The organism is Microbacterium wangyouchuni (assembly GCF_051546305.1).
In the GTDB taxonomy this organism is placed as follows: domain Bacteria; phylum Actinomycetota; class Actinomycetes; order Actinomycetales; family Microbacteriaceae; genus Microbacterium.
Genome location: NZ_JBPTMA010000003.1, coordinates 321918 through 341092 on the forward strand (window position 1 = coordinate 321918; position 19175 = coordinate 341092).

Below are 19175 nucleotides of genomic sequence, written 5' to 3' on the forward strand. Positions count from 1 at the left end.
TCGTCGCGGCGGGGCTTGCCATGAGTATGCCATCGTCCGCGCCGGTTGTCACGCGTTTTGTTAATCGACATTCACATCCGCGCGTCGCTAGAAGTTAATGAGTAATCACATCAGGAGGTCGGCGGCGCCCCGGTAGGCTGTGGGACATGCCCTCATCCGCCGGCCTCCCCGCGAATCGCACGCGTCCGCGCGATCGCAAGCGCCACATTCAGGAGGCGGCGGCGTCCGCGTTCGCGCGCAACGGCTATCACGCGGTCGGGATGCAGGACATCGCGGATGCCGTCGGAATCTCGGCCCCGGCGCTGTACCGGCACTTCCCGAACAAGTACGCCCTGTTCATGCGCACCGCCTTCGCGCTCGTGCAGCAGCTGATCGAGGCGACGGACGATGCCGCCGCGCAGCCGGTGGAGACCGCGACCGACGCGCGCGCTGCACTGGATGAGCTGCTCGACGACATCATCGCTACGACTGTCGAGCTGCGCGCGATCGGCGGCATCTATCGCTGGGAGGGGCGCTACCTCGAACGAGGGGACCGGGAACAGCTCACCGGCCGGTTCCGCCTGCTGCGTGAGCGCTTCGAGGCGCCGCACCGTATCTACCGTCCCGACGTCGACGACGCCGAGCGCCGGCTGATCGTGCTCGCAGCTCTCAGCGTGGTGGCCAGCATCACCGCGCACCGCACGGTCGTCGCGGCGCGGAGCCTGCGGGCTCTGCTCAGGGAAGCGGCCTGGCGGATGCTCGACATCGACCCGGCGATCACCTCATCCATTCCCGCCGGGGGCGACTTCGTCGAGGAGTCGGATGCCCCCACTGGGCGCCGCGAGCAGCTCGTGGACACTGCGATCCGGCTGTTCGCCGCACGCGGCTATAACGAGGTCACGATCGAGGATCTGGCCGCCGAGGTCTCCCTCACCCCCTCCGGCGTCTACCGGCACTTCGATGGCAAGCCCGCCGTCCTCCTGGCTGCCTGCGACCGTGCGGCCGTGGCGCTCGAGCGCGCGGTGCTGCGCGTGCGCGAGTCATCGGTGACACCGGATGAGGCGCTGCGCCGGCTGTGCCGGGCATATGTCGACCACTCGTTCCGCAACCTCGCGCTGATGCGCATCTACTTCTCCGAGCTCGGCAACCTCGCACCCGAGGATCAGCGCCGCCTACGCGCCATGCAGCGCGCGCACGTCGCGGATTGGACCGCGCTGCTGCAGGCCGTCCGCCCGGAGCTCGGCGGCCGCGAGGCCGCGGTGCTCGTGCATGCGGGCTTCAGTGTCATCACGGATGAGATGCCGCTGCTGTCCGCGCGCGATGAGGCCGCCGCCGCACGGCTCGCCGGGTTCATGGAGACCGTGCTCGGGATCGGCTGAGCCCCCGTACGTTCACAACTCCTGAGATTCCGTTGCGCCTGCGCGATGGAGCCGCACCATCTCGCACCGCGACGTGCCGAGAACGACCATTCCTCAGGAGTTGTGAACGCGAAGCTCAGCGGCTGCGTCCGTGCAGCATGGGGATCATCTTCGCCACGAGGTGCATGTCGCGGTCGCTGCGCTCCATCGTCAGCAGGTTGAGAGCCGCTTTGCCGGTCTGGCGGGCGACCGACTTCGGCACGCTGAACTCGCGGAGGCCATCGGCGCCGTGGATGCGACCGAAGCCCGAACCCTTCACGCCGCCGAAAGGGAGCGCGGGGATCGAGGCGAAGCCGAGGACGGAGTTGATCGTGACGACGCCGGACTTCAGTCGCGCGGCAACGGCCTCGCCGGTCTTCGCACTCTTCGTGAAGATCGCGGCTCCGAGGCCGAAATCCGTCGCGTTCGCGAGGGTGATGGCCTCGTCGAGGTCGGCGACGGCGTTGATCACAACCGTCGGCCCGAAGGTCTCGCAGCGCACGGCATCCGACTCCTCCGGTACGTCGACGAGGACGATGGGGGCGACGCGGCGGCCGCCGACAGACTCCGGACCTCCGAGCACCGCGCGGCCGCCCTTGGCGACGGCATCCGCCACGTGATCGGCGATGATCTCGGACTGTGAGGCGAGGGTGAGTGGGCCGTAAGACGGGTCCTCTCCGTCCAGGCGCAGGCGCTTGGCGCGCTCGACGACCTTCTCGACCAGCGCGTCACGGACCGAACGCACCGCGTAGACGCGCTCGACGCCGACGCAGGTCTGGCCGGCGTTGCCCAGGCCGCCGAAGACGATGAAGTCCGCGGCGGAGTCGAGGTCGGCATCTGCCGCGACGATCAGGGCATCCTTGCCGCCGCACTCCGCGACCAGTGGGGTGAGTGTCTCGGCGCATGCGGCCATGACGCGCTTCGCGCTCGCCGTGGATCCTGTGAAGGCGACCTTGTCGACGCCGGCGCGCACGAGTGCGGCGCCCGTGGTGCGATCGCCGGTGGTCACCTGCAGTACGGGGCGGTCGGCGACCTCGTTCCAGCGGGCTTCGATCCAGCGAGCGGTGCCCGGGGTGAGCTCGCTGGGTTTGAACACGATGGCGTTCCCGGCGGCGAGTGCGTACGAGATCGATCCCATCGGCGTGTAGAGCGGGTAGTTCCACGGGCCGATGACGCCGACGACGCCGTGCGGTTCGTAGCGCAGCGTGGCCTTCTGGTTGTAGTTGATGATTCCGGCCTTGACTCGACGCGGCTTGAGTACGCGGTGGGCGTTCTTGGCGGCCCAGTCGAGGTGGCTGAGCGTGAGCATTACCTCGAGTAGGGCGTCGCCGGACGGTTTGCCGGTCTCGCGAGAGATGATCGCGGCGAGATCCTGGGCGCCGCGGGCGATCGCGCCCTTCCAGGCGAGCAATGTGCGCTTGCGACCGTCGAAGCCCTGGTGCGACCACCAGGCGGCGGCCTCGCGGGCGATGCGGACGCGCTCGACGACGCGGGTGTCGTCTTCGAGGGCGTACTCGGCGATCACACGCTCATCGCGCGGATCGCGGGTGACGAGTCCGGTGGACGTTTCTTCACGGGTGGTGGTCATGTTGGGCACCTCTTGCTCTTCATTGAGAAAAAGTTAATCAAGATTCACGTTAGCGGCGTTGTGTTCGCAGGGCAAGAGGCGGCGACACTTTTCGAATGACGGTTAGAATGATCGAATGACGATGGAGCAGACATCGAAGTCGGCGCGTACCCGCCAGCGGATTCTGGATGCCGCAGCTCAGGTGCTCAGCCGCAAAGGCTATGCCGGCACGCGGCTCACCGACGTCGCCGAGGCGGCCGGCGTCCAGGCGCCTGCGATCTACTACTATTTCTCCTCACGCGACGAGCTCGTCGAGGAGGTCATGTGGGCGGGGGCTCACCGTGTGCGCGTGCACGTCGAGGAGACGCTCGAGGCGCTCCCTGATGACGCTACTGCGTGCGACCGCATCCTTGCTGGCGTCGACGCCCACCTGCGCTACGAGCTGCAGATCTCCGACTACACGACCGCTTCCGTGCGCAACGCCGGACAGGTTCCGGAGCATCTGCGCGTGCGCCCGGCTGCGGAGGAGGGGGCGTACAGCCGCTACTGGCGCGAGCTCTTCCTCGCCGCGCAGGATGCTGGTGAGCTGCGCGACGGACTCGACATCAATGTCTTCCGGCTGCTGCTGCTCGGTTCCATGAACTGGGCGGTGGAGTGGTGGAACCCCCGGACGCGATCGCTGGACGACCTCGTCCGGAGTGCGCAGGATATGGTCCGCTTCGGGACCTTCGCCCAGCCGTGAGAATACCCGTCCGCATGGCGCCGAGCACCATACGGACGGGGTGGAAGTGTCAACCGAACATCGCCAGACGTTCGGTGAGGACCAGGTGCGCCTGTGCGACGGTGCGACGCACCACATCTCCCGCGCTCGGAATGTCCCGGATGATGCCCTGGACCTGACCGACAGTCCAAATTCCGGCATCCAGGTCTCCATCCTCGAAGACCTTGCGTCCGCGGGCGCCGGCGACGAGTGGCTGCACGTCGGGGAACTGCCCGCCATCGGCGAGGATCTGCACGACCTCGTCGGAGATGGCGTTCTTCGCGACCCGCGCGGTGTTGCGCAGGCTCCGGAAGATGAGGTTCGTGTCGAGCTCTGACGCCTCGACGATCCGCTCCTTCACGGCCTGCGCGATCGGGGACTCGATCGTGCTCATGAAGCGCGAGCCCATGTTCACACCGTGTGCGCCGAGGCTGAGAGCGGCGGCGAGACCGCGCCCGTCCGCGAAACCGCCGGAGGCGATGAACGGGATCTCCAGCGCATCGGCCGCAGCCGGGATCAGTACGAGTCCGGGGACGTCGTCCTCTCCCGGATGGCCGGCGCACTCGAAGCCGTCGATCGAGACCGCGGCCACGCCGACCGCCTGTGCCTTGAGAGCGTGGCGCACCGAGGTGCACTTGTGGATGACCTTGACGCCTGCGGCGTTGAAGATGTCCATGTGTGGTTCGGGGCTGGAGCCCGCGGTCTCCACGATCGTGATGCCCGCATCGATGATCGCTCGCCGGTACTCGTCGTAGGGTGGAGGGTTGATCGAGGGCAGGATCGTCAGATTCACCCCGAACGGCTTGTCAGTCAGCGTGCGTGCCCGCTCGATCTCCTTCACGAGATCGGCCGGCGTCGGCTGCGTGAGCGCGGTGATCATCCCGAGACCGCCGGCCTCCGAGACGGCCGCGGCGAGCTCGGCACGGCCGACCCACATCATGCCGCCCTGGACGACCGGATGCTCGATGCCGAGCGCCTCGGTGAACGGGGTGCGCAGGCTGGGCACGGTCCGCGTCTCGCTCATCGGTACTCCTCTCCGGACTCCGCGCGGGTGATGAGTGACGCGGGCGGTGCGAAGCGCTCGCCATAGGCGGCTGCCAGTTCGCGGGCGCGGGCGACGAAGCCCGCCAGCCCGCCTTCGTACTGGTTCACGTACTGCAGTACACCACCGGTCCAAGCGGGGAAGCCGATGCCGTAGATCGAGCCGATGTTGGCGTCGGCGACCGAGGTGAGCACGTTGTTGTCAAGGCAGTCGATGGTGTCAAGAGCCTCGGCGAACAGCATCCGCTCCTGCAGATCCACAAGCGGCAGCACCGTGCGTCCCGAGTCGTACTTTTCGCGCAGACCGGGCCAGATGCCGCCCCGCTTGCCCTCGGAGGAGTAGTCGTAGAATCCGCCTCCGGCCCTGCGGCCCGGGCGCTTCTGTTCGTCGACAATCCAGTCCATGATCGCCTCGGAGGGATGCTCGACCCATACACCGCCTTCGGCCTCGACGGCCGCGCGGGTCTCCTGCCGGATCTTCTGCGACAGCGAGATCGTCAGTTCGTCCAACAGCTGCAGGGCGCCCGCCGGGTATCCGGCCTGGAGAGCCGCCTGCTCGACGGAAGCCGGCTCCACGCCCTCGCCGACCGCGGCGACCGCTTCGGCGATGAACTTGCCGATGACCCGCGAGGTGAAGAATCCGCGGGAGTCGTTGACGACGATCGGCGTCTTGCGGATCTGCTGCACGTAGTCGAACGTCTTCGCGAGCACCTCGTCGCCGGTGTTCTCGCCGCGCACGATCTCCACGAGCGGCATCTTGTCGACGGGGGAGAAGAAGTGGATGCCGATGAAGTCTTCGCGCCGCTTCACACCCTCGCTGAGCTCGGTGATCGGCAGCGTCGACGTGTTGGATCCGAGCACAGCATCCGGCTTCACCACATCCTCGATCTCCTGGAAGACGCCCTGCTTCACCGGCACCGACTCGAACACCGCCTCGATGACGAAGTCGACGCCGTCGAAGTCGGCGGCATCGTCGGTCGGGTGGATCCGCGCCAGCAGTGCCTCGGACTTCTCCGGCGTGGTCTTGCCACGCGCGAGCGCCTTCTCCTCGAGCTGGCGCGAGTAGTCCTTGCCCGTCTCAGCGGCCTCGGTGGAAACATCCTTGAGTACGACCTCGATCCCGGCCTTCGCCGAGACGTAGGCGATGCCGGCGCCCATCATGCCCGCGCCGACGACGCCCACCTTCGTGGCGGTGAACTTCGGGAACGGCTCGCCGTTCGCTTCTCCGTTCCCTGAGCCTGTCGAAGGGCGGCTGCCGCCGGAGTTGATCTCCTGCAGGTCGAAGAAGAACGCCTTGATCATGTTCTTCGCGACCTGACCGTGGGTGAGGCTCACCAGGTACCGCGTCTCGACGCGGGATGCCGTGTCGAAGTCGACGTAGGCGCCCTCGACGGCCGCAGCCATCGCCGCGCGAGGTGCGGGCATCGGAGCGCCCTTGAGCTGCTTGCGCAGCAGGGCCGGCATCCCCGGGAGGAGCGCGGCGACGCCTGGGGAGGTCGGGGCGCCGCCCGGGAGGCGGAAGCCCTTCTCGTCCCAGGGCTTGACCGGTGCGGGGTTCGCGGCGATCCAGGCGCGGGCGCGGGCGTCCAGCTCCGCGAGCGGAGCGACCTCGTCGATGATCCCCACGGCGAGAGCGTCATCGGCGCGGAAGCGGGTTGCGGGGAGGATGACCTCCTGCAGGGCCTTCTGAAGTCCCAGCATCCGCACGGTGCGGGTCACACCGCCGCCGCCGGGAAGCAGGCCCAGCGAGACCTCGGGGAGGCCGAACTGGGCGCCGCGGGCGTCGGAAGCCGCGATGCGGTGGTGCGCGGCGAGGGCGACCTCGAGGCCGCCGCCGAGCGCGGTCCCGTTGAGGGCGGCGACGACCGGCTTGCCCAGTTGCTCGATCCGGCGCAGCAGCGCCTTCACGTGATCGATGTGCGCGGTCTCCTCCGTTGCCTTCGCGGGATCCGCCGCGCGCAGCAGGTTCAGGTCTCCGCCGGCGAACCAACTCTTCTTAGCCGAGGCGAGGATGACGCCGGCGATGTTCTCGCGTTCGGCCTCCAGTCGGCCAACGGTCGCCTCGAGGGATGCGACGAAATGCGGGTTCATGGTGTTGACCGCGGCGTTCGGGTCATCCATCGTGACGGTGACGATGCCGTCGGTATCCAGATCCCAGGCGTAGCCGGTGTACACGTCAGTGGTTGCTGCGACGTTCTCTGCAATGCTCATGATTCTTCTCAGACCTTTCGTCTCAGACCCGCTCGATGATGGTGGCGATTCCCATGCCGGCGCCGACGCAGAGCGTGGCGAGGCCGCGCTTGAGGTCCCGTCGCTCGAGCTCGTCGAGCAGGGTGCCAAGGATCATCGCGCCGGTCGCGCCCAGCGGGTGGCCGAGCGCGATGGCGCCGCCGTTGACGTTGACCTTGTCGTCCGGGATGCCGAGATCCTTCTGCCATTTCATGACGACGGCCGCGAATGCCTCGTTCAGCTCGAACAGGTCGATGTCGTCCACCGTCATTCCGGCGCGGTCCAGGGCCTTCTGTGTCGCCGGAGTGGGGCCGGTGAGCATGATGGTCGGCTCGGAGCCGATGACGGCCGTGGCGACGATGCGGGCGCGGGGCTTCAGCCCTGCGGCTTTTCCGGCCTCACCCGATCCGATGAGCATGAGAGCCGCGCCATCCACGATCCCCGACGAGTTGCCGGGGCCGTGCACGTGCTCGATGCGCTCGACGGCGTGGTACTTCTGCAGGGCCACGGCGTCGAAGCCGGCCTGTGCACCGGCAGTGGCGAAGCTCGCGGGCAGCTTTCCGAGCGATTCGACGGTCGACTCCGGACGGCGGTGCTCGTCGGTGTCGAGCAGCACGACGCCGTTGAAGTCCTTCACCGGCACGATCGACTTGTCGAAGCGCCCCTCCTGCCACGCGGTCTCGGCGCGCTGCTGCGAGCGGGCGGCGAAGGCATCGACGTCCTCGCGGCTGAAGCCCTCGATCGTGGCGATGAGGTCGGCGCCGATGCCCTGCGGCACGAAGTAGTTGTCGTAGGCGGTGGTCGGATCCTGCGCGTAGGCGCCGCCGTCCGATCCGATCGGCACCCGCGACATCGACTCGACGCCGCCGGCGAGCACGAGGTCCTCGTATCCTGAGGCGACCTTCTGGGCTGCGAGGTTCACGGCCTCCAGGCCTGAGGCGCAGAACCGGTTGATCTGCACGCCGGCGACGGTCTCGGGCAGCTCCGCCACGAGTGCGGCGGTGCGGGCGATGTCGCCGCCCTGCTCGCCGACCGGAGAGACGACGCCGAGCACGATGTCGTCGACCCTGCTCGTGTCGAACTCCGGGTTGCGGTCGCGGATCGCGTCGATCAGCGTGACGACGAGGTCGACAGGCTTGGTGCCGTGCAGGGCGCCACCGCGGTTCTTGCCACGGGGCGTGCGCACGGCGTCGTAGATGTACGCGTCTGTCATGTTCCTTCTCCTGCTCCTATGCGGGGATGACTAAAGGCCGAGGTCCCGACCGACGATCTCCTTCATGATCTCTGTCGTTCCTCCGTAGATGGTGGTGATTCGCGCATCGAGGTAGTCCTGGGCGATGCGGTACTCCTGCATGTAGCCGTATCCGCCGTGCAGCTGCAGGCAGCGGTTCACGATGTCGACGTACTGCTCGGTGGTCCAGAACTTCGCCGCCGAGGCATCCGCCGCCGACAGTGCACCCTCATTGTGCTGCTTGATCGCCTGGTCGACGTACGAGCGGCTGGCCTGCGTCGCGGTGACCATCTCGGCCAGTTCGAATCGGGTGTTCTGGAACGAGCCGATCGGCTTTCCGAAGGCGGTGCGGTCGCGCACGTATTCGAGGGTGCGGGCGAGCACGCCCTCGCTGGATGCCACAGCTCCCGCAGCGATCGACAGGCGCTCCTGAGGCAGGTTCTTCATGAGGCCGAGAAAGCCCGCGCCCTCTTCGCCGAGCAGATTGGATGCCGGTACCCGCACGTCCTCGAAGATGAGCTCGCTGGTGTCCTGTGCGTGCAGGCCGACCTTGTCGAGGTTCTTGCCGCGTGAGAACCCGGCCATGCCGCGCTCGATGACGATCAGGCTGAGGCCCTTGTGCGGGTCGGGCGAGGTGCGCACGGCCGTGGCGATCAGATCGGCGTTCTGGCCGTTGGAGATGAAGATCTTCGAGCCATTGACGATGTAGTCGTCGCCATCGCGCACGGCGGTGGTGCGGATGCCGGCGAGGTCGCTGCCGGTGCCGGGTTCAGTCATCGCGATCGCGGTGATGAGCTCGCCCGCGGCGATGCCGGGCAGCCAGCGCTGCTTCTGCTCGTCATTCGTGAGGTCGGTGAAGTAGGGGATGGTGATGTCGTTCGACAGGGCGATGCCGGCCATGCCGCTTGAGACCGGGTTGCTCGCCAGCTCCTCGGCCATGATCGCGTTGAATCGGAAGTCGTCGGTGCCGCCGCCGCCGTACACCTCATCGATCGAGAACCCGAGAATGCCGGCTTCGGCTGCCGCGGTGAACAGTTCGCGGTCGACGACGCCCTCGGCATCCCAGCGCTCGGCATTGGGCTTGGCGTTGCGCTCGACGAACTCGCGCACGATGTTGCGGAACTCTTCGTGGTCGTCGTCGTATAGGTCTCGTGTCAGCGCCATCGCCGTCTCTCCTTCTCCGCGTCGTCGCGGTCACAGTTTTTATTATGCATTCAAAATTTTAGGAGTCAAGCCCGAGTAATCCAATCAGGAACAGCTTGCACAAGGAGGGAAGTTTAATGAAGATTAGAGAAATCGAGTTGATCAAGGGAGATCTTCATGACGCACGTCGATGGACCGCTGACCGGGCGCACGGCGCTGATCACCGGCGCCAGTAGGGGGATCGGGCTGGCTATTGCGCAGCGCCTGATCGCGGACGGCGCCTCGGTGTGCCTGACTGCCCGCCGCGAGGAGCAGTTGGCCGAAGCCGTCGACGGTCTCGGAGACCGCGCGATCGGCGTCGCCGGGGCTGCCGACGATCCGGTGCACCGCGCCGAGGTGTTCGAACGGATCGCGACTGAGTTCGGCCGCCTCGACATCCTCATCAACAACGCCGGTATCAATCCGGTCTACGGTACGCTCGCCGGCCTCGACCTCGATGCCGCGCGCAAGGTGCTCGAGGTCAACGTCATCGGCACTCTCGCCTGGACGCAGGAGGCGGTGGGTGCCGGCCTCGGCGCGCAGCCGAACGCCGGCGTTGTCGTCAACGTCTCCTCCGTCACCGGTGAGGTGCCCTCTCCCGGCATCGGCTGGTACGGCGTGACCAAGGCGGCCGTCAGTCACCTCACCCGCACGCTGTCGGTCGAGCTCGCACCGCGCATCCGGGTGAACGCGGTGGCACCTGCGGTCGTGAAGACGCGGTTCGCCCGCGCGCTGTACGAGGGACGCGAGGGCGAGATCGCCGCCGACTATCCGATGGGCAGACTCGGCACGCCGGAAGACGTGGCGGATGCCGTCGCCTATCTCTGCGTCGACGGCTCGGGGTGGGTCACCGGGCAGGTTCTCAACCTCGACGGCGGACTGCTGAACGCCGGAGGCACGGCATGAACGACCTGGTTGCGCGCACGCGCGCCTTCGTCCGGGGTGTCGTCATCCCCGCCGAACCCGGCTGGGGCGAGACACTGTCGGGTGCCGCGCTGCAGGGCCTGCGCGCCCAGGCGAAGGCCGCCGGGGTGTACGCGCCGCACGCGCCGCGCGAGTATGGCGGTCTCGGGTTGTCGCTGCCCGAATGGTCGCCGGTGTTCCAGGAGGCTGGATACTCGCTGATCGGACCAGCTGTTCTCAACTGCATGGCGCCCGATGAGGGCAACATGCGACTGCTCGAAGTCGTCGCCACCGACGACCAGAAAGAGCGGTACCTGCGCCCGCTGGTGGACGGCAGTGTCCGTTCGTCGTTCGCGATGACGGAGCCGCACCCCGGCGCCGGGTCCGACCCGGATGCCCTGGCCACCGTCGCCGAGCGCGTCGACGGCGGCTGGAGGATCAGCGGTAAGAAACGGTTCATCTCCGGGGCCGAGGGCGCGAGCTTCGCGATCGTGATGGCGCGCACGGCCGCGGACGGCGAGCATCCGGCCGGGGCGACGATGCTGCTGACGCCGCTCTCGGCTGACGGCGTGCGCATCGGTCCCGGCATCCGCACGATCGAGGCGGCGATCGCCGGCGGGCATCCGCATGTCGTCTTCCGTGATGTGTTCGTGCCCGACGCCGACGTGCTCGGCACACCCGGCGCGGGCTTCCGCTACGCGCAGGTGCGGCTCGGGCCCGCACGTCTCACGCACTGCATGCGCTGGCTGGGGCTGGCGCGGCGGGCGTTCGACATCAGCCTCGACCGCGCCAACGGTCGCTCACTCTTCGGAGCGCAGCTCGCTGACCTCGGCGTTGCGCAGGCGATGATCGCGGACAGCACGATTGACATCGAGACGTCCGCCGCGATCATCGACCGTGCCGCGCGGGTGCTCGACGACGATCCGCGTGCCGGTGCCGCGCTGTCATCGATCGCGAAGGTGCACTGCTCGGAGGCGGTGTTCCGGGTGATCGATCGTGCAGTCCAGCTGTGCGGCGGCGACGGAGTGAGCTCCGGCCTGCCGCTGATCCAGTACCTCAACGAGGTGCGGCCGTTCCGGATCTACGACGGGTCGAGCGAGACGCATCGCTGGGCGATTGCACGACGGGCCGCGAAGGCTCGGCAGCGGGCTGTGGATGCCGGGGAACCCCGCCGTGACATCGTCGGAGGTGCACCATGAACGCCACCGACCTCGAGGTGGTACGCACGTGGGATGAAGCGGCCCTGCTGGATCGGCCCCCGCTGCTCGTGCTCGAACCGCTCGGCGAGCGTCTCGCCTCGGTCGGGCTGGGGCTGGCCGGAATCGGTGGGGGCGAGATCCGCTGGGCCCGGATCGGCGAGGGGCACTCGAACGTGACCTTCTTGCTCGAGCTTGCCGGCCGCAGGCTCGTGCTGCGCCGGGGTCCGCGGCCCCCGCTCCCGCCGTCAACGCACGACATGCTGCGCGAGGCGCGGGTCCAGAGGTTACTCGCCGCAGACGGGGTGCCCGTGCCGACGATCGTCGACGTGTGCGATGACGAGAGCGTGCTGGGTGTGCCGTTCTACGTCATGGAGCATCTCGACGGAGAGGTCGTCACCGATCTGATGCCGACGCACCTCGACACTGATGAGGGTCGTACGGCGCTTCCCTTCGCGGCCGTCGACGCGCTCGCCGGGCTCCACGCGCTCGATGTCAGCGCGGGCGATCTGGCCGGGCTTGGCCGCCCGGACGGGTATCTTGGCCGGCAGGTGGAGCGCTTCGCATCTCTGTGGCCGAAGGCGTCGCGGCGGACACTTCCCGAGGTGGACCGCATCGCCGAGTGGCTGCGGGGCAACCTGCCGGTCTCGGCGCGGGCATCCGTCGTGCATGGCGACTACCGCATCGGGAACCTGATGTTCCGGGGGTCGGGGCCGGCGGAGGTGCAGGCGATCCTGGACTGGGAGATGGCGACGCTCGGCGACCCGCTCGCCGACCTCGGCTATCTCGTTGCGACGTATGCCAGCCCGGATGCCGCGCCCACACCGCTCGAGCTGACGACCGTGACCCGCGGGGAGGGGTATCCGCGACGAGCGGAGCTGGTCGGGCGGTACGTCGCCCGCACCGGCGCGGACGTCTCGGCGCTGTCTTGGTACGAGGTGCTCGCGCTGTGGAAGGCCGCCGTGTTCTGCGAGGCCATCTACACGCGCTGGCTGGACGGCGAGCGTCCCGGTGACACCTTCGGACCGACGCTGGAGGTCGGGGTGCCGACGCTGTTGGCTGCTGCTGCGGCAGCGGCGGCAGCAGCCCGGTAGCCGGGGCTGAACCCGCCGTTCGAATCGCTCAAAGTGCTCCATTCGGCGTCGAACGGAGCACTTTGAGCGATTCGAAAGAGGAAGACCCCCGCCGACCCGATTCGGCGGGGGTCCTTTCGCGGTCTGATGACCGCGGCGGGAGCTGTGCTCACCATTGTGCGGGACGTTTACGACTACCCGATCCGGTCTGAACCTTCCGCACATCTGCAGTTGTAATCGGCGCACATGTCCGGATGGTGAACAGCACTCAACGAAAGGGCGGCGACTTGTTATGCACAGTCGTCGGATCGTGGCGATCTGTGCACAGGCCGCGGAATTCCGGGCTCGTCCTCCGCGCAGAACAGTCATCATCGGGGCATGACAAATACAACCCCGCACCTCAAAGACCGAGTCCTCGACAGTGATGACGACCTGCGCGATGTTCTGGAGCTCCTGCTGCAGCGCGCGAATCAACGGCAGATGTGGTTGATGTTCATGGATGATCGCGGATGCCTCGGAGATCCGTTCATGCCGATGAGCGACTACCCCGTAGACCCGAACGCCGTCGTCGAACTCGACGACCTCGGCGCTGTCACCAACGCCTATCTGCTCATGAATCGCGCCGGGCTGATGCTGGAGGCGACCGGAAACGCCAGCGTGATCCTCGCCTGGGAGCGTCGCGGACCCAGCGCGGTGGTCGACGTTGATCGCTCCTGGGCGCGAGCGATGGCGGAAGCAGCGGCCGAGATGGAGATCCCCCTGCGCGCCCAGTTCGTCGTGCACTCGCGTGGTGTGCGCCAACTGCACCCCGATGACTACCTGTGACGCCGGCGGCATATACAAGGGCCCCCTAGTAAATCTCAGGAGATCCGCGTAATGTGAACATCGTGCCAATGAAGGCACGAAGGGACATTACACAATGATTCGTACCATTCCTCATTTTGTTGGCGGATCGCTCCTCACCCCGGATGCTGGCCGCTTCAACGACGTCTACGACCCAAGCTCGGGCGAGGTGCAGGCACAGGTGCCGCTGGCCTCGGCCGACGAGGTGCGCGAGGTGATCGCGAACGCCGAAGCTGCGCAGCCGGCGTGGGCAGCGACCAATCCGCAGAAGCGCGCGCGGGTGCTGTTGCGCTTCCTCGAACTCGTCCACCGCGATATGGATGAGCTGGCGCGGCTGTTATCCAGCGAACACGGCAAGACCCTCGACGATGCGAAGGGAGACATCCAGCGCGGCCTTGAAGTGATCGAGTTCTCCGCCGGTGCGCCGCATCTGCTCAAGGGGGAGTACTCCACGGCCGCCGGTACCGGGATCGACGTATATTCCATGCGTCAGCCACTCGGAGTGGTCGCCGGCATCACGCCGTTCAACTTCCCGGCAATGATCCCGCTGTGGAAGGCAGGGCCCGCGCTCGCGGCGGGGAACGCCTTCATCCTCAAACCCAGTGAGCGTGATCCCTCGGTTCCGGTGCGTCTTGCCGAGCTGTTCCTCGAGGCTGGTCTTCCCGCTGGCATCTTCAACGTCGTGCACGGCGATAAAGAGGCCGTTGACACCCTGTTGACGGATCCGCGCGTGCAGGCCATCGGCTTCGTCGGCTCGACCCCGATCGCCGAGTACATCTACACGACGGCAACGGCGCACGGCAAGCGCGCGCAGTGCTTCGGCGGTGCCAAGAACCACATGATCGTCATGCCGGATGCTGATCTCGACCAGGTCGCGGATGCCCTGATCGGAGCCGGCTACGGCTCGGCAGGGGAGCGCTGCATGGCGATCTCGGTCGCTGTGCCGGTCGGCGAGGAGGCCGCGGATGCACTTGCCGCGAAGCTCGCTGAACGGGTAAGTGAACTGCGCGTGGGCCCGTCGCTTGCGGAAGATGTCGACTACGGGCCCCTGATCGCGCGTTCTGCGGTGGAGCGTATCGAGGGGTACATCCAGCAGGGAATCGATGAGGGCGCAACGCTGCTCGCAGACGGACGCGGCCTCACCGTCCCCGGGCATGAACAAGGTTTCTACCTCGGTCCGACCCTGTTCGACCACGTCACAACCGACATGGCGATCTACCGTGAAGAGGTTTTCGGACCGGTTCTCGTGATCGCGCGCGCTACGGACTACGAAGAGGCGCTGGCGATGGCATCCGATCACGAATTCGGAAACGGCGTGGCGATCTTCACCCGCGACGGCGACGCCGCCCGCGACTTCACCGCACGCGTGAACGTCGGGATGGTCGGAGTCAACGTGCCGATTCCGGTGCCGATCGCCTACTTCACCTTCGGCGGATGGAAGAGGTCCGGTTTCGGTGACCTGAATCAGCACGGCACCGATGCGTTCCGCTTTTACACGAAGACCAAGACGGTGACGAGCCGCTGGCCCTCCGCGGGGATCCGCGAGGGCGCCAGCTTCGTCATCCCGACCATGCACTGACCCAGGATGCCGACATGACGACAACCACATCACCCGCCACAGTCGAAGAGCGCGAAGCGATCCTGAGCGCCGTCCGTGAGTACGCCGATACCGAACTCGCGCCGTTTGCGACCGAACGCGACGAGAAGCACATCTTCCCGCGCGAGGCGCTGCACCGCGGCGGAGAGCTCGGGCTCGGCGGCATCTATGTGCGCGAGGAATCTGGCGGCACCGGCCTCGGGCGGGTCGATACCGTGGCGATCTTCGAAGAACTCGCCCAGGGTGACCCGACGCTCGCGGCATACATTTCGATCCACAACATGGTCGCCTGGATGATCGACACCTACGGCGACGACGCTCAGCGCGCGCGATGGCTTCCGGACCTGGTGGAGATGGCCGAATTCGGCAGCTACTGCCTCACGGAGCCGGGCGCGGGATCCGACGCCGCCGCGATCACCACGAGCGCTCGGCGCGACGGCGATGAGTACGAGATCACCGGGGTGAAGCAGTTCATCTCCGGCGCCGGCGAAGCAGGTGTGTACGTGGTCATGGCGCGCACCGGGGAAGCGTCCTCCGGAGCCCGCGGCATCAGCGCTTTTCTCGTCCCAGCCGATTCCCCGGGGCTGAGTTTCGGCGCGCTCGAGAAGAAGATGGGGTGGCACGCGCAGCCCACCAGGCAGGTCATCCTCGATGGTGTGCGGGTGCCGGCATCCGCGATGCTCGGCGACGAGGGCCAGGGGTTCGCCATCGCGATGTCAGCGCTCAACGGCGGCCGACTGAACATCGCAGCCTGTTCGCTGGGCGGGGCGCAGTGGGCGCTCGATCGCGCGGTGCAGTACGTGCAGGAGCGTGTCGCCTTCGGTGATCCGTTGGCCGAGAAACAGTCGATCCTCTTCACGGTCGCCGACATGCGCACAGAGTTGCAGGCAGCACGGCTGATGGTTCGCGACGGCGCTCAGGCGGTCGACGACCACGCGCCGGATGCCACGATGCGCTGTGCGATGGCGAAGAGATTCGCAACCGATGCCGCATTCGACATCGCAAATCGTGCCCTTCAGCTGCACGGCGGGTACGGGTACCTTCAGGACTACGGGATCGAGAGAGTCGTGCGCGACCTGCGAGTGCACCAGATTCTGGAGGGAACCAACGAAATCATGCGGCTCATTGTCGGGCGCGAGATGCTCCGACCGGCGGGATCCGCGTCGATGAGGAGCGGATCATGAGTCGCATCGCGTTCTTGGGTCTCGGGCATATGGGGTTGCCGATGGCCGTCAATCTGGTGGGGGCCGGTCACGACGTGCACGGCTTCGACCTCGTTCCTTCGGCAATTGAGGCGGCGAAGGCGGCCGGTATCCCGATCGCAGAAAGTGCTGTGGATGCCGTGGCCGACGTGGGTGTCGTGATCACGATGTTCCCGGCGGGCAAGCACGTGATCGACGCGTATCAGGGCGGGTTGCTGGCTGCAGCAAAGCCGGGCACGCTGTTCATCGAGTCGTCTACCATCGCGGTGGACGAGGCGCAGACCGCTCACGCGTTGGCGGTGGATGCCGGGCATCGCAGCGTGGATGCCCCGGTATCCGGCGGCGTCGTCGGAGCGGAGAACGGCACCCTCGCGTTCATGGTCGGAGGCTCGTCGGAGGACTTCGATGCGGCTCTGCCACTGCTCGAGGCGATGGGCAAGCGCATTGTGCACTGCGGTGGGCCAGGGCTCGGGCAGGCGGCGAAGGTATGCAACAACATGATCCTCGCGGTGTCGCAGATCGCGGTGGCTGAGGCATTCGTGCTGGGCGAGCGGCTCGGCCTCGAGCACCAGGTGCTGTTCGATGTGGCAGCCAACGCCTCAGGGCAGTGCTGGGCGCTGACGACGAACTGTCCGGTGCCAGGGTCGGTGCCGACGAGCCCCGCGAACCGCGACTACCAGCCCGGATTCGCTGGTGCGCTGATGGCGAAGGACCTCGGATTGGCGTTGCAGGCGATCGAGGGAACGGGAACGGATGCCCGGATGGGCATGCTCGCCCAACAGATCTACGCGGCGTTCGCGGCCGGCGATGGCGCGGGGCGTGACTTCTCCGGCATCATCACCGACATCCGCGACGGGAACGTGTGAGGGCGTTTTGGACCATCCTGTTCGGAAAACCCAGGGATCTATGGAGCGCATAGAGATGCGCGCGCGATTGGAATATTCATGACGACATACATCTACGATGCTGTGCGCACGCCGTTCGGGCGTGCGGGTGGCGGGCTCGCCGGAGTTCGTCCAGACGATCTTGCGGCGACCGTGATGCGAGCGACTGTGCAACGCGTCGGGTTGGACGCCGCGCGCATCGACGATGTCATCTTTGGCGATGCGATCCAAGTTGGCGAAGACTCCAGGAACGTGGCGCGACTCGGAGCGCTGTTGGCGGGATTGCCGACAACGGTGACCGGTGTGACGGTGAACCGGCTCTGTGCGTCGAGCATGGAGGCGGTAATCCAGGGGGCTCGGGCCATTGAGTCTGGCGATGCCGAGATCATCCTGGCTGGCGGCGTTGAGTCTATGACTCGTGCTCCGTACGTAGTGGAGAAGTCTGCAAAGCCGTTCCCAACGATCGGGAGTCAGACGATGTGGAACTCCACTCTCGGCTGGCGCATGACCAATAAAGCGTTGCCGACGCAGTGGACGCTCTCGAACGGTGAAGCAGCCGAGACGACTGCGATCACGTGGGGCATCACGCGCGAGGAGCAAGACGCTTTCGCTGTACGTTCGCACGAACTCGCGGCCAGGGCGTGGGCTGCGAGTGTATACGACGGTGAGATCGTGCAGGTCCCGGGTGCGGAGCTCCTCCGGGATGAAGGTGTTCGAGATGGTCTGACAGTCGAGAAGCTGGCGCGTCTCCCAGCCGCGTTCGTCGCGGACGGGACAGTGACTGCGGGGAACTCATCGTCAATCAACGACGGGGCATCGGCCGTGCTACTGGGCGGCGAGGGGGCGCTCGATGTCGAACCACTCGCGTACATCACCGGCCGCGGGGTGCACGGTGTTGACCCGGACCAATTCCCGATCGCTCCGATCGAAGCGGCGAATAAGGCGCTGGTGCGTGCCGGTCGCACATGGGCGGATGTCGACTTCGTCGAGCTGAATGAGGCGTTCGCGTCGCAGTCGCTCGCATGCCTGCGCGGCTGGCCCGAGCTGGATCCGGCGAAGCTGAACATCCACGGCGGTGCACTCGCAATCGGGCACCCGCTCGGTGCTTCCGGTGGCCGGATCATCGGCCATGCCGCGCACGAACTGCGCCGGCGAGGCCGCGGCATTGCAGTCGTCGCGATCTGTATCGGCGTCGGTCAGGGGCTTGCCGTTGTGCTGGAACGGTGACGTCCATGCGCAAAGGGCGCGATCTGAAGTTCATGCAGATTAGACTCTCGTCGAGAGGAGTCGATGATGGCCGAGTACGAGACAATCCTGGTCAAGCAGCACGGACGTGTGGGCTGGATCATTCTCAACCGTCCCGAGGCACTGAACGCACTCAACGCCCAGTTGTCCCGGGAAGTGGCCGATGCGGCAGAAGCCTTCGACGCCGACGACGGCGTCGGCGCGATCGTGGTCACCGGCTCCGAGAAGGCCTTTGCCGCCGGTGCAGACATCAAGGAGATGGAGTCGATGACGGCGGCGCAGATGCGCAAGACCGATCACTTCGGCGCGTGGAACCGCTTTGTGGCGGTCCGCAAGCCGGTGATCGCAGCCGTTTCCGGCTACGCGCTCGGCGGCGGATGCGAACTCGCGATGATGTGCGACGTGATCATCGCCGCTGACACCGCCTTTTTTGGCCAGCCCGAGATCAACCTCGGCGTGATCCCCGGCATGGGCGGCACGCAGCGGCTGGCCCGGGCGATCGGCGCCTACAGGGCGGCGGATCTCATCTTCACCGGTCGCATGATGCGCGCGGAGGAGGCCGAGCATGCAGGGTTGGTGTCACGCGTGGTCGCGGCACCCGACCTCCTCCCCGAGGTGGAGAAGACCGCCGAGCTGATCGCGTCGAAGTCCCTGCCCTCACTGCGGGCTGCGAAGGCATCGATCGCCACGGCGCTCGAGGCAGGTTTGGAGGACGGGCTCGCCTACGAGCAGGATGCGTTCGCCGCGCTCTTCGATACCGAGGATCAGAAGGAGGGCATGGCGGCCTTCCGTGAGAAGCGCACCCCGGGGTTCCGGCAGCGCTGAGCGATCGTTTGACAGCGCTGC

At 66.9% G+C, this 19175-nt stretch carries 16 protein-coding genes; 11 read left to right on the forward strand and 5 right to left on the reverse strand.

Annotated elements, in window-relative coordinates; genetic code table 11:
* Window positions 1-146 precede the first annotated feature (146 nt).
* Window positions 147-1358 (forward strand): TetR/AcrR family transcriptional regulator, encoded by a 1212-nt coding sequence (locus ACSS7Z_RS08140; protein WP_438254006.1) that lies wholly within the window; start codon window positions 147-149, stop codon window positions 1356-1358.
* A gap of 115 nt (window positions 1359-1473) precedes the next feature.
* Here ACSS7Z_RS08140 and ACSS7Z_RS08145 read toward each other — a convergent pair whose 3' ends face one another.
* Window positions 1474-2964: an aldehyde dehydrogenase family protein gene (locus ACSS7Z_RS08145; protein WP_438254007.1), complete on the reverse strand. Its 1491-nt coding sequence runs from the start codon at window positions 2962-2964 to the stop codon at window positions 1474-1476.
* A gap of 115 nt (window positions 2965-3079) precedes the next feature.
* On the opposite strand from ACSS7Z_RS08145, the gene ACSS7Z_RS08150 reads away from it, so the two are divergent.
* The gene (locus ACSS7Z_RS08150) at window positions 3080-3685 is read left to right on the forward strand and encodes a TetR/AcrR family transcriptional regulator (protein WP_438254008.1); all 606 of its coding nucleotides are present in this window, start codon (window positions 3080-3082) and stop codon (window positions 3683-3685) included.
* Between the two features lie 49 nt (window positions 3686-3734).
* Here ACSS7Z_RS08150 and ACSS7Z_RS08155 read toward each other — a convergent pair whose 3' ends face one another.
* From ACSS7Z_RS08155 to ACSS7Z_RS08170, 4 genes are read right to left on the reverse strand one after another with little or no spacing between them, the layout of a single operon-like run.
* Window positions 3735-4727, reverse strand: coding sequence for an NAD(P)H-dependent flavin oxidoreductase (locus ACSS7Z_RS08155; RefSeq protein WP_438254009.1), 993 nt, complete (start codon window positions 4725-4727; stop codon window positions 3735-3737).
* On the reverse strand, window positions 4724-6955 hold the full coding sequence (locus ACSS7Z_RS08160) for a 3-hydroxyacyl-CoA dehydrogenase NAD-binding domain-containing protein (RefSeq protein WP_438254011.1): 2232 nt from the start codon (window positions 6953-6955) through the stop codon (window positions 4724-4726). The genes ACSS7Z_RS08155 and ACSS7Z_RS08160 overlap by 4 nt, the downstream gene beginning before the upstream one ends.
* A gap of 22 nt (window positions 6956-6977) precedes the next feature.
* Complete coding sequence (locus tag ACSS7Z_RS08165; RefSeq protein ID WP_438254013.1) at window positions 6978-8186, reverse strand: acetyl-CoA C-acetyltransferase; 1209 nt, start codon at window positions 8184-8186, stop codon at window positions 6978-6980.
* 30 nt (window positions 8187-8216) lie between these two features.
* Window positions 8217-9368, reverse strand: a complete 1152-nt coding sequence (locus ACSS7Z_RS08170; RefSeq protein WP_438254014.1) for an acyl-CoA dehydrogenase family protein — start codon at window positions 9366-9368, stop codon at window positions 8217-8219.
* 156 nt (window positions 9369-9524) lie between these two features.
* Between ACSS7Z_RS08170 and ACSS7Z_RS08175 the strand changes: the two genes are divergently transcribed.
* The 9 genes from ACSS7Z_RS08175 (at window position 9525) to ACSS7Z_RS08215 (ending at window position 19154) form a co-directional block, all read left to right on the forward strand.
* Window positions 9525-10292, forward strand: a complete 768-nt coding sequence (locus ACSS7Z_RS08175) for an SDR family oxidoreductase (RefSeq protein WP_438254016.1) — start codon at window positions 9525-9527, stop codon at window positions 10290-10292.
* Entirely contained in the window at window positions 10289-11488 is a 1200-nt protein-coding gene (locus tag ACSS7Z_RS08180) for an acyl-CoA dehydrogenase family protein (RefSeq protein WP_438254017.1), read from the forward strand. Before ACSS7Z_RS08175 ends, ACSS7Z_RS08180 begins: the two co-directional genes overlap by 4 nt.
* Complete coding sequence (locus ACSS7Z_RS08185; RefSeq protein ID WP_438254018.1) at window positions 11485-12579, forward strand: phosphotransferase family protein; 1095 nt, start codon at window positions 11485-11487, stop codon at window positions 12577-12579. The genes ACSS7Z_RS08180 and ACSS7Z_RS08185 overlap by 4 nt, the downstream gene beginning before the upstream one ends.
* Window positions 12580-12936: 357 nt before the next feature.
* On the forward strand, window positions 12937-13383 hold the full coding sequence (locus tag ACSS7Z_RS08190; protein WP_438254019.1) for a hypothetical protein: 447 nt from the start codon (window positions 12937-12939) through the stop codon (window positions 13381-13383).
* Window positions 13384-13477: 94 nt separating this feature from the next.
* Entirely contained in the window at window positions 13478-14980 is a 1503-nt protein-coding gene (locus tag ACSS7Z_RS08195) for a CoA-acylating methylmalonate-semialdehyde dehydrogenase (protein ID WP_438254020.1), read from the forward strand.
* A 14-nt stretch (window positions 14981-14994) separates the two neighbouring features.
* Window positions 14995-16182 (forward strand): acyl-CoA dehydrogenase family protein, encoded by a 1188-nt coding sequence (locus ACSS7Z_RS08200; RefSeq protein WP_438254022.1) that lies wholly within the window; start codon window positions 14995-14997, stop codon window positions 16180-16182.
* A complete protein-coding gene (gene mmsB / locus ACSS7Z_RS08205) occupies window positions 16179-17066 on the forward strand; it encodes a 3-hydroxyisobutyrate dehydrogenase (RefSeq protein WP_438254023.1) in 888 nt (295 codons plus the stop codon). The genes ACSS7Z_RS08200 and mmsB overlap by 4 nt, the downstream gene beginning before the upstream one ends.
* A gap of 78 nt (window positions 17067-17144) precedes the next feature.
* A complete protein-coding gene (locus ACSS7Z_RS08210) occupies window positions 17145-18311 on the forward strand; it encodes a thiolase family protein (protein ID WP_438254025.1) in 1167 nt (388 codons plus the stop codon).
* Between the two features lie 66 nt (window positions 18312-18377).
* Window positions 18378-19154, forward strand: coding sequence for an enoyl-CoA hydratase-related protein (locus tag ACSS7Z_RS08215; protein ID WP_438254027.1), 777 nt, complete (start codon window positions 18378-18380; stop codon window positions 19152-19154).
* The last annotated feature ends 21 nt before the right edge of the window (window positions 19155-19175 follow it).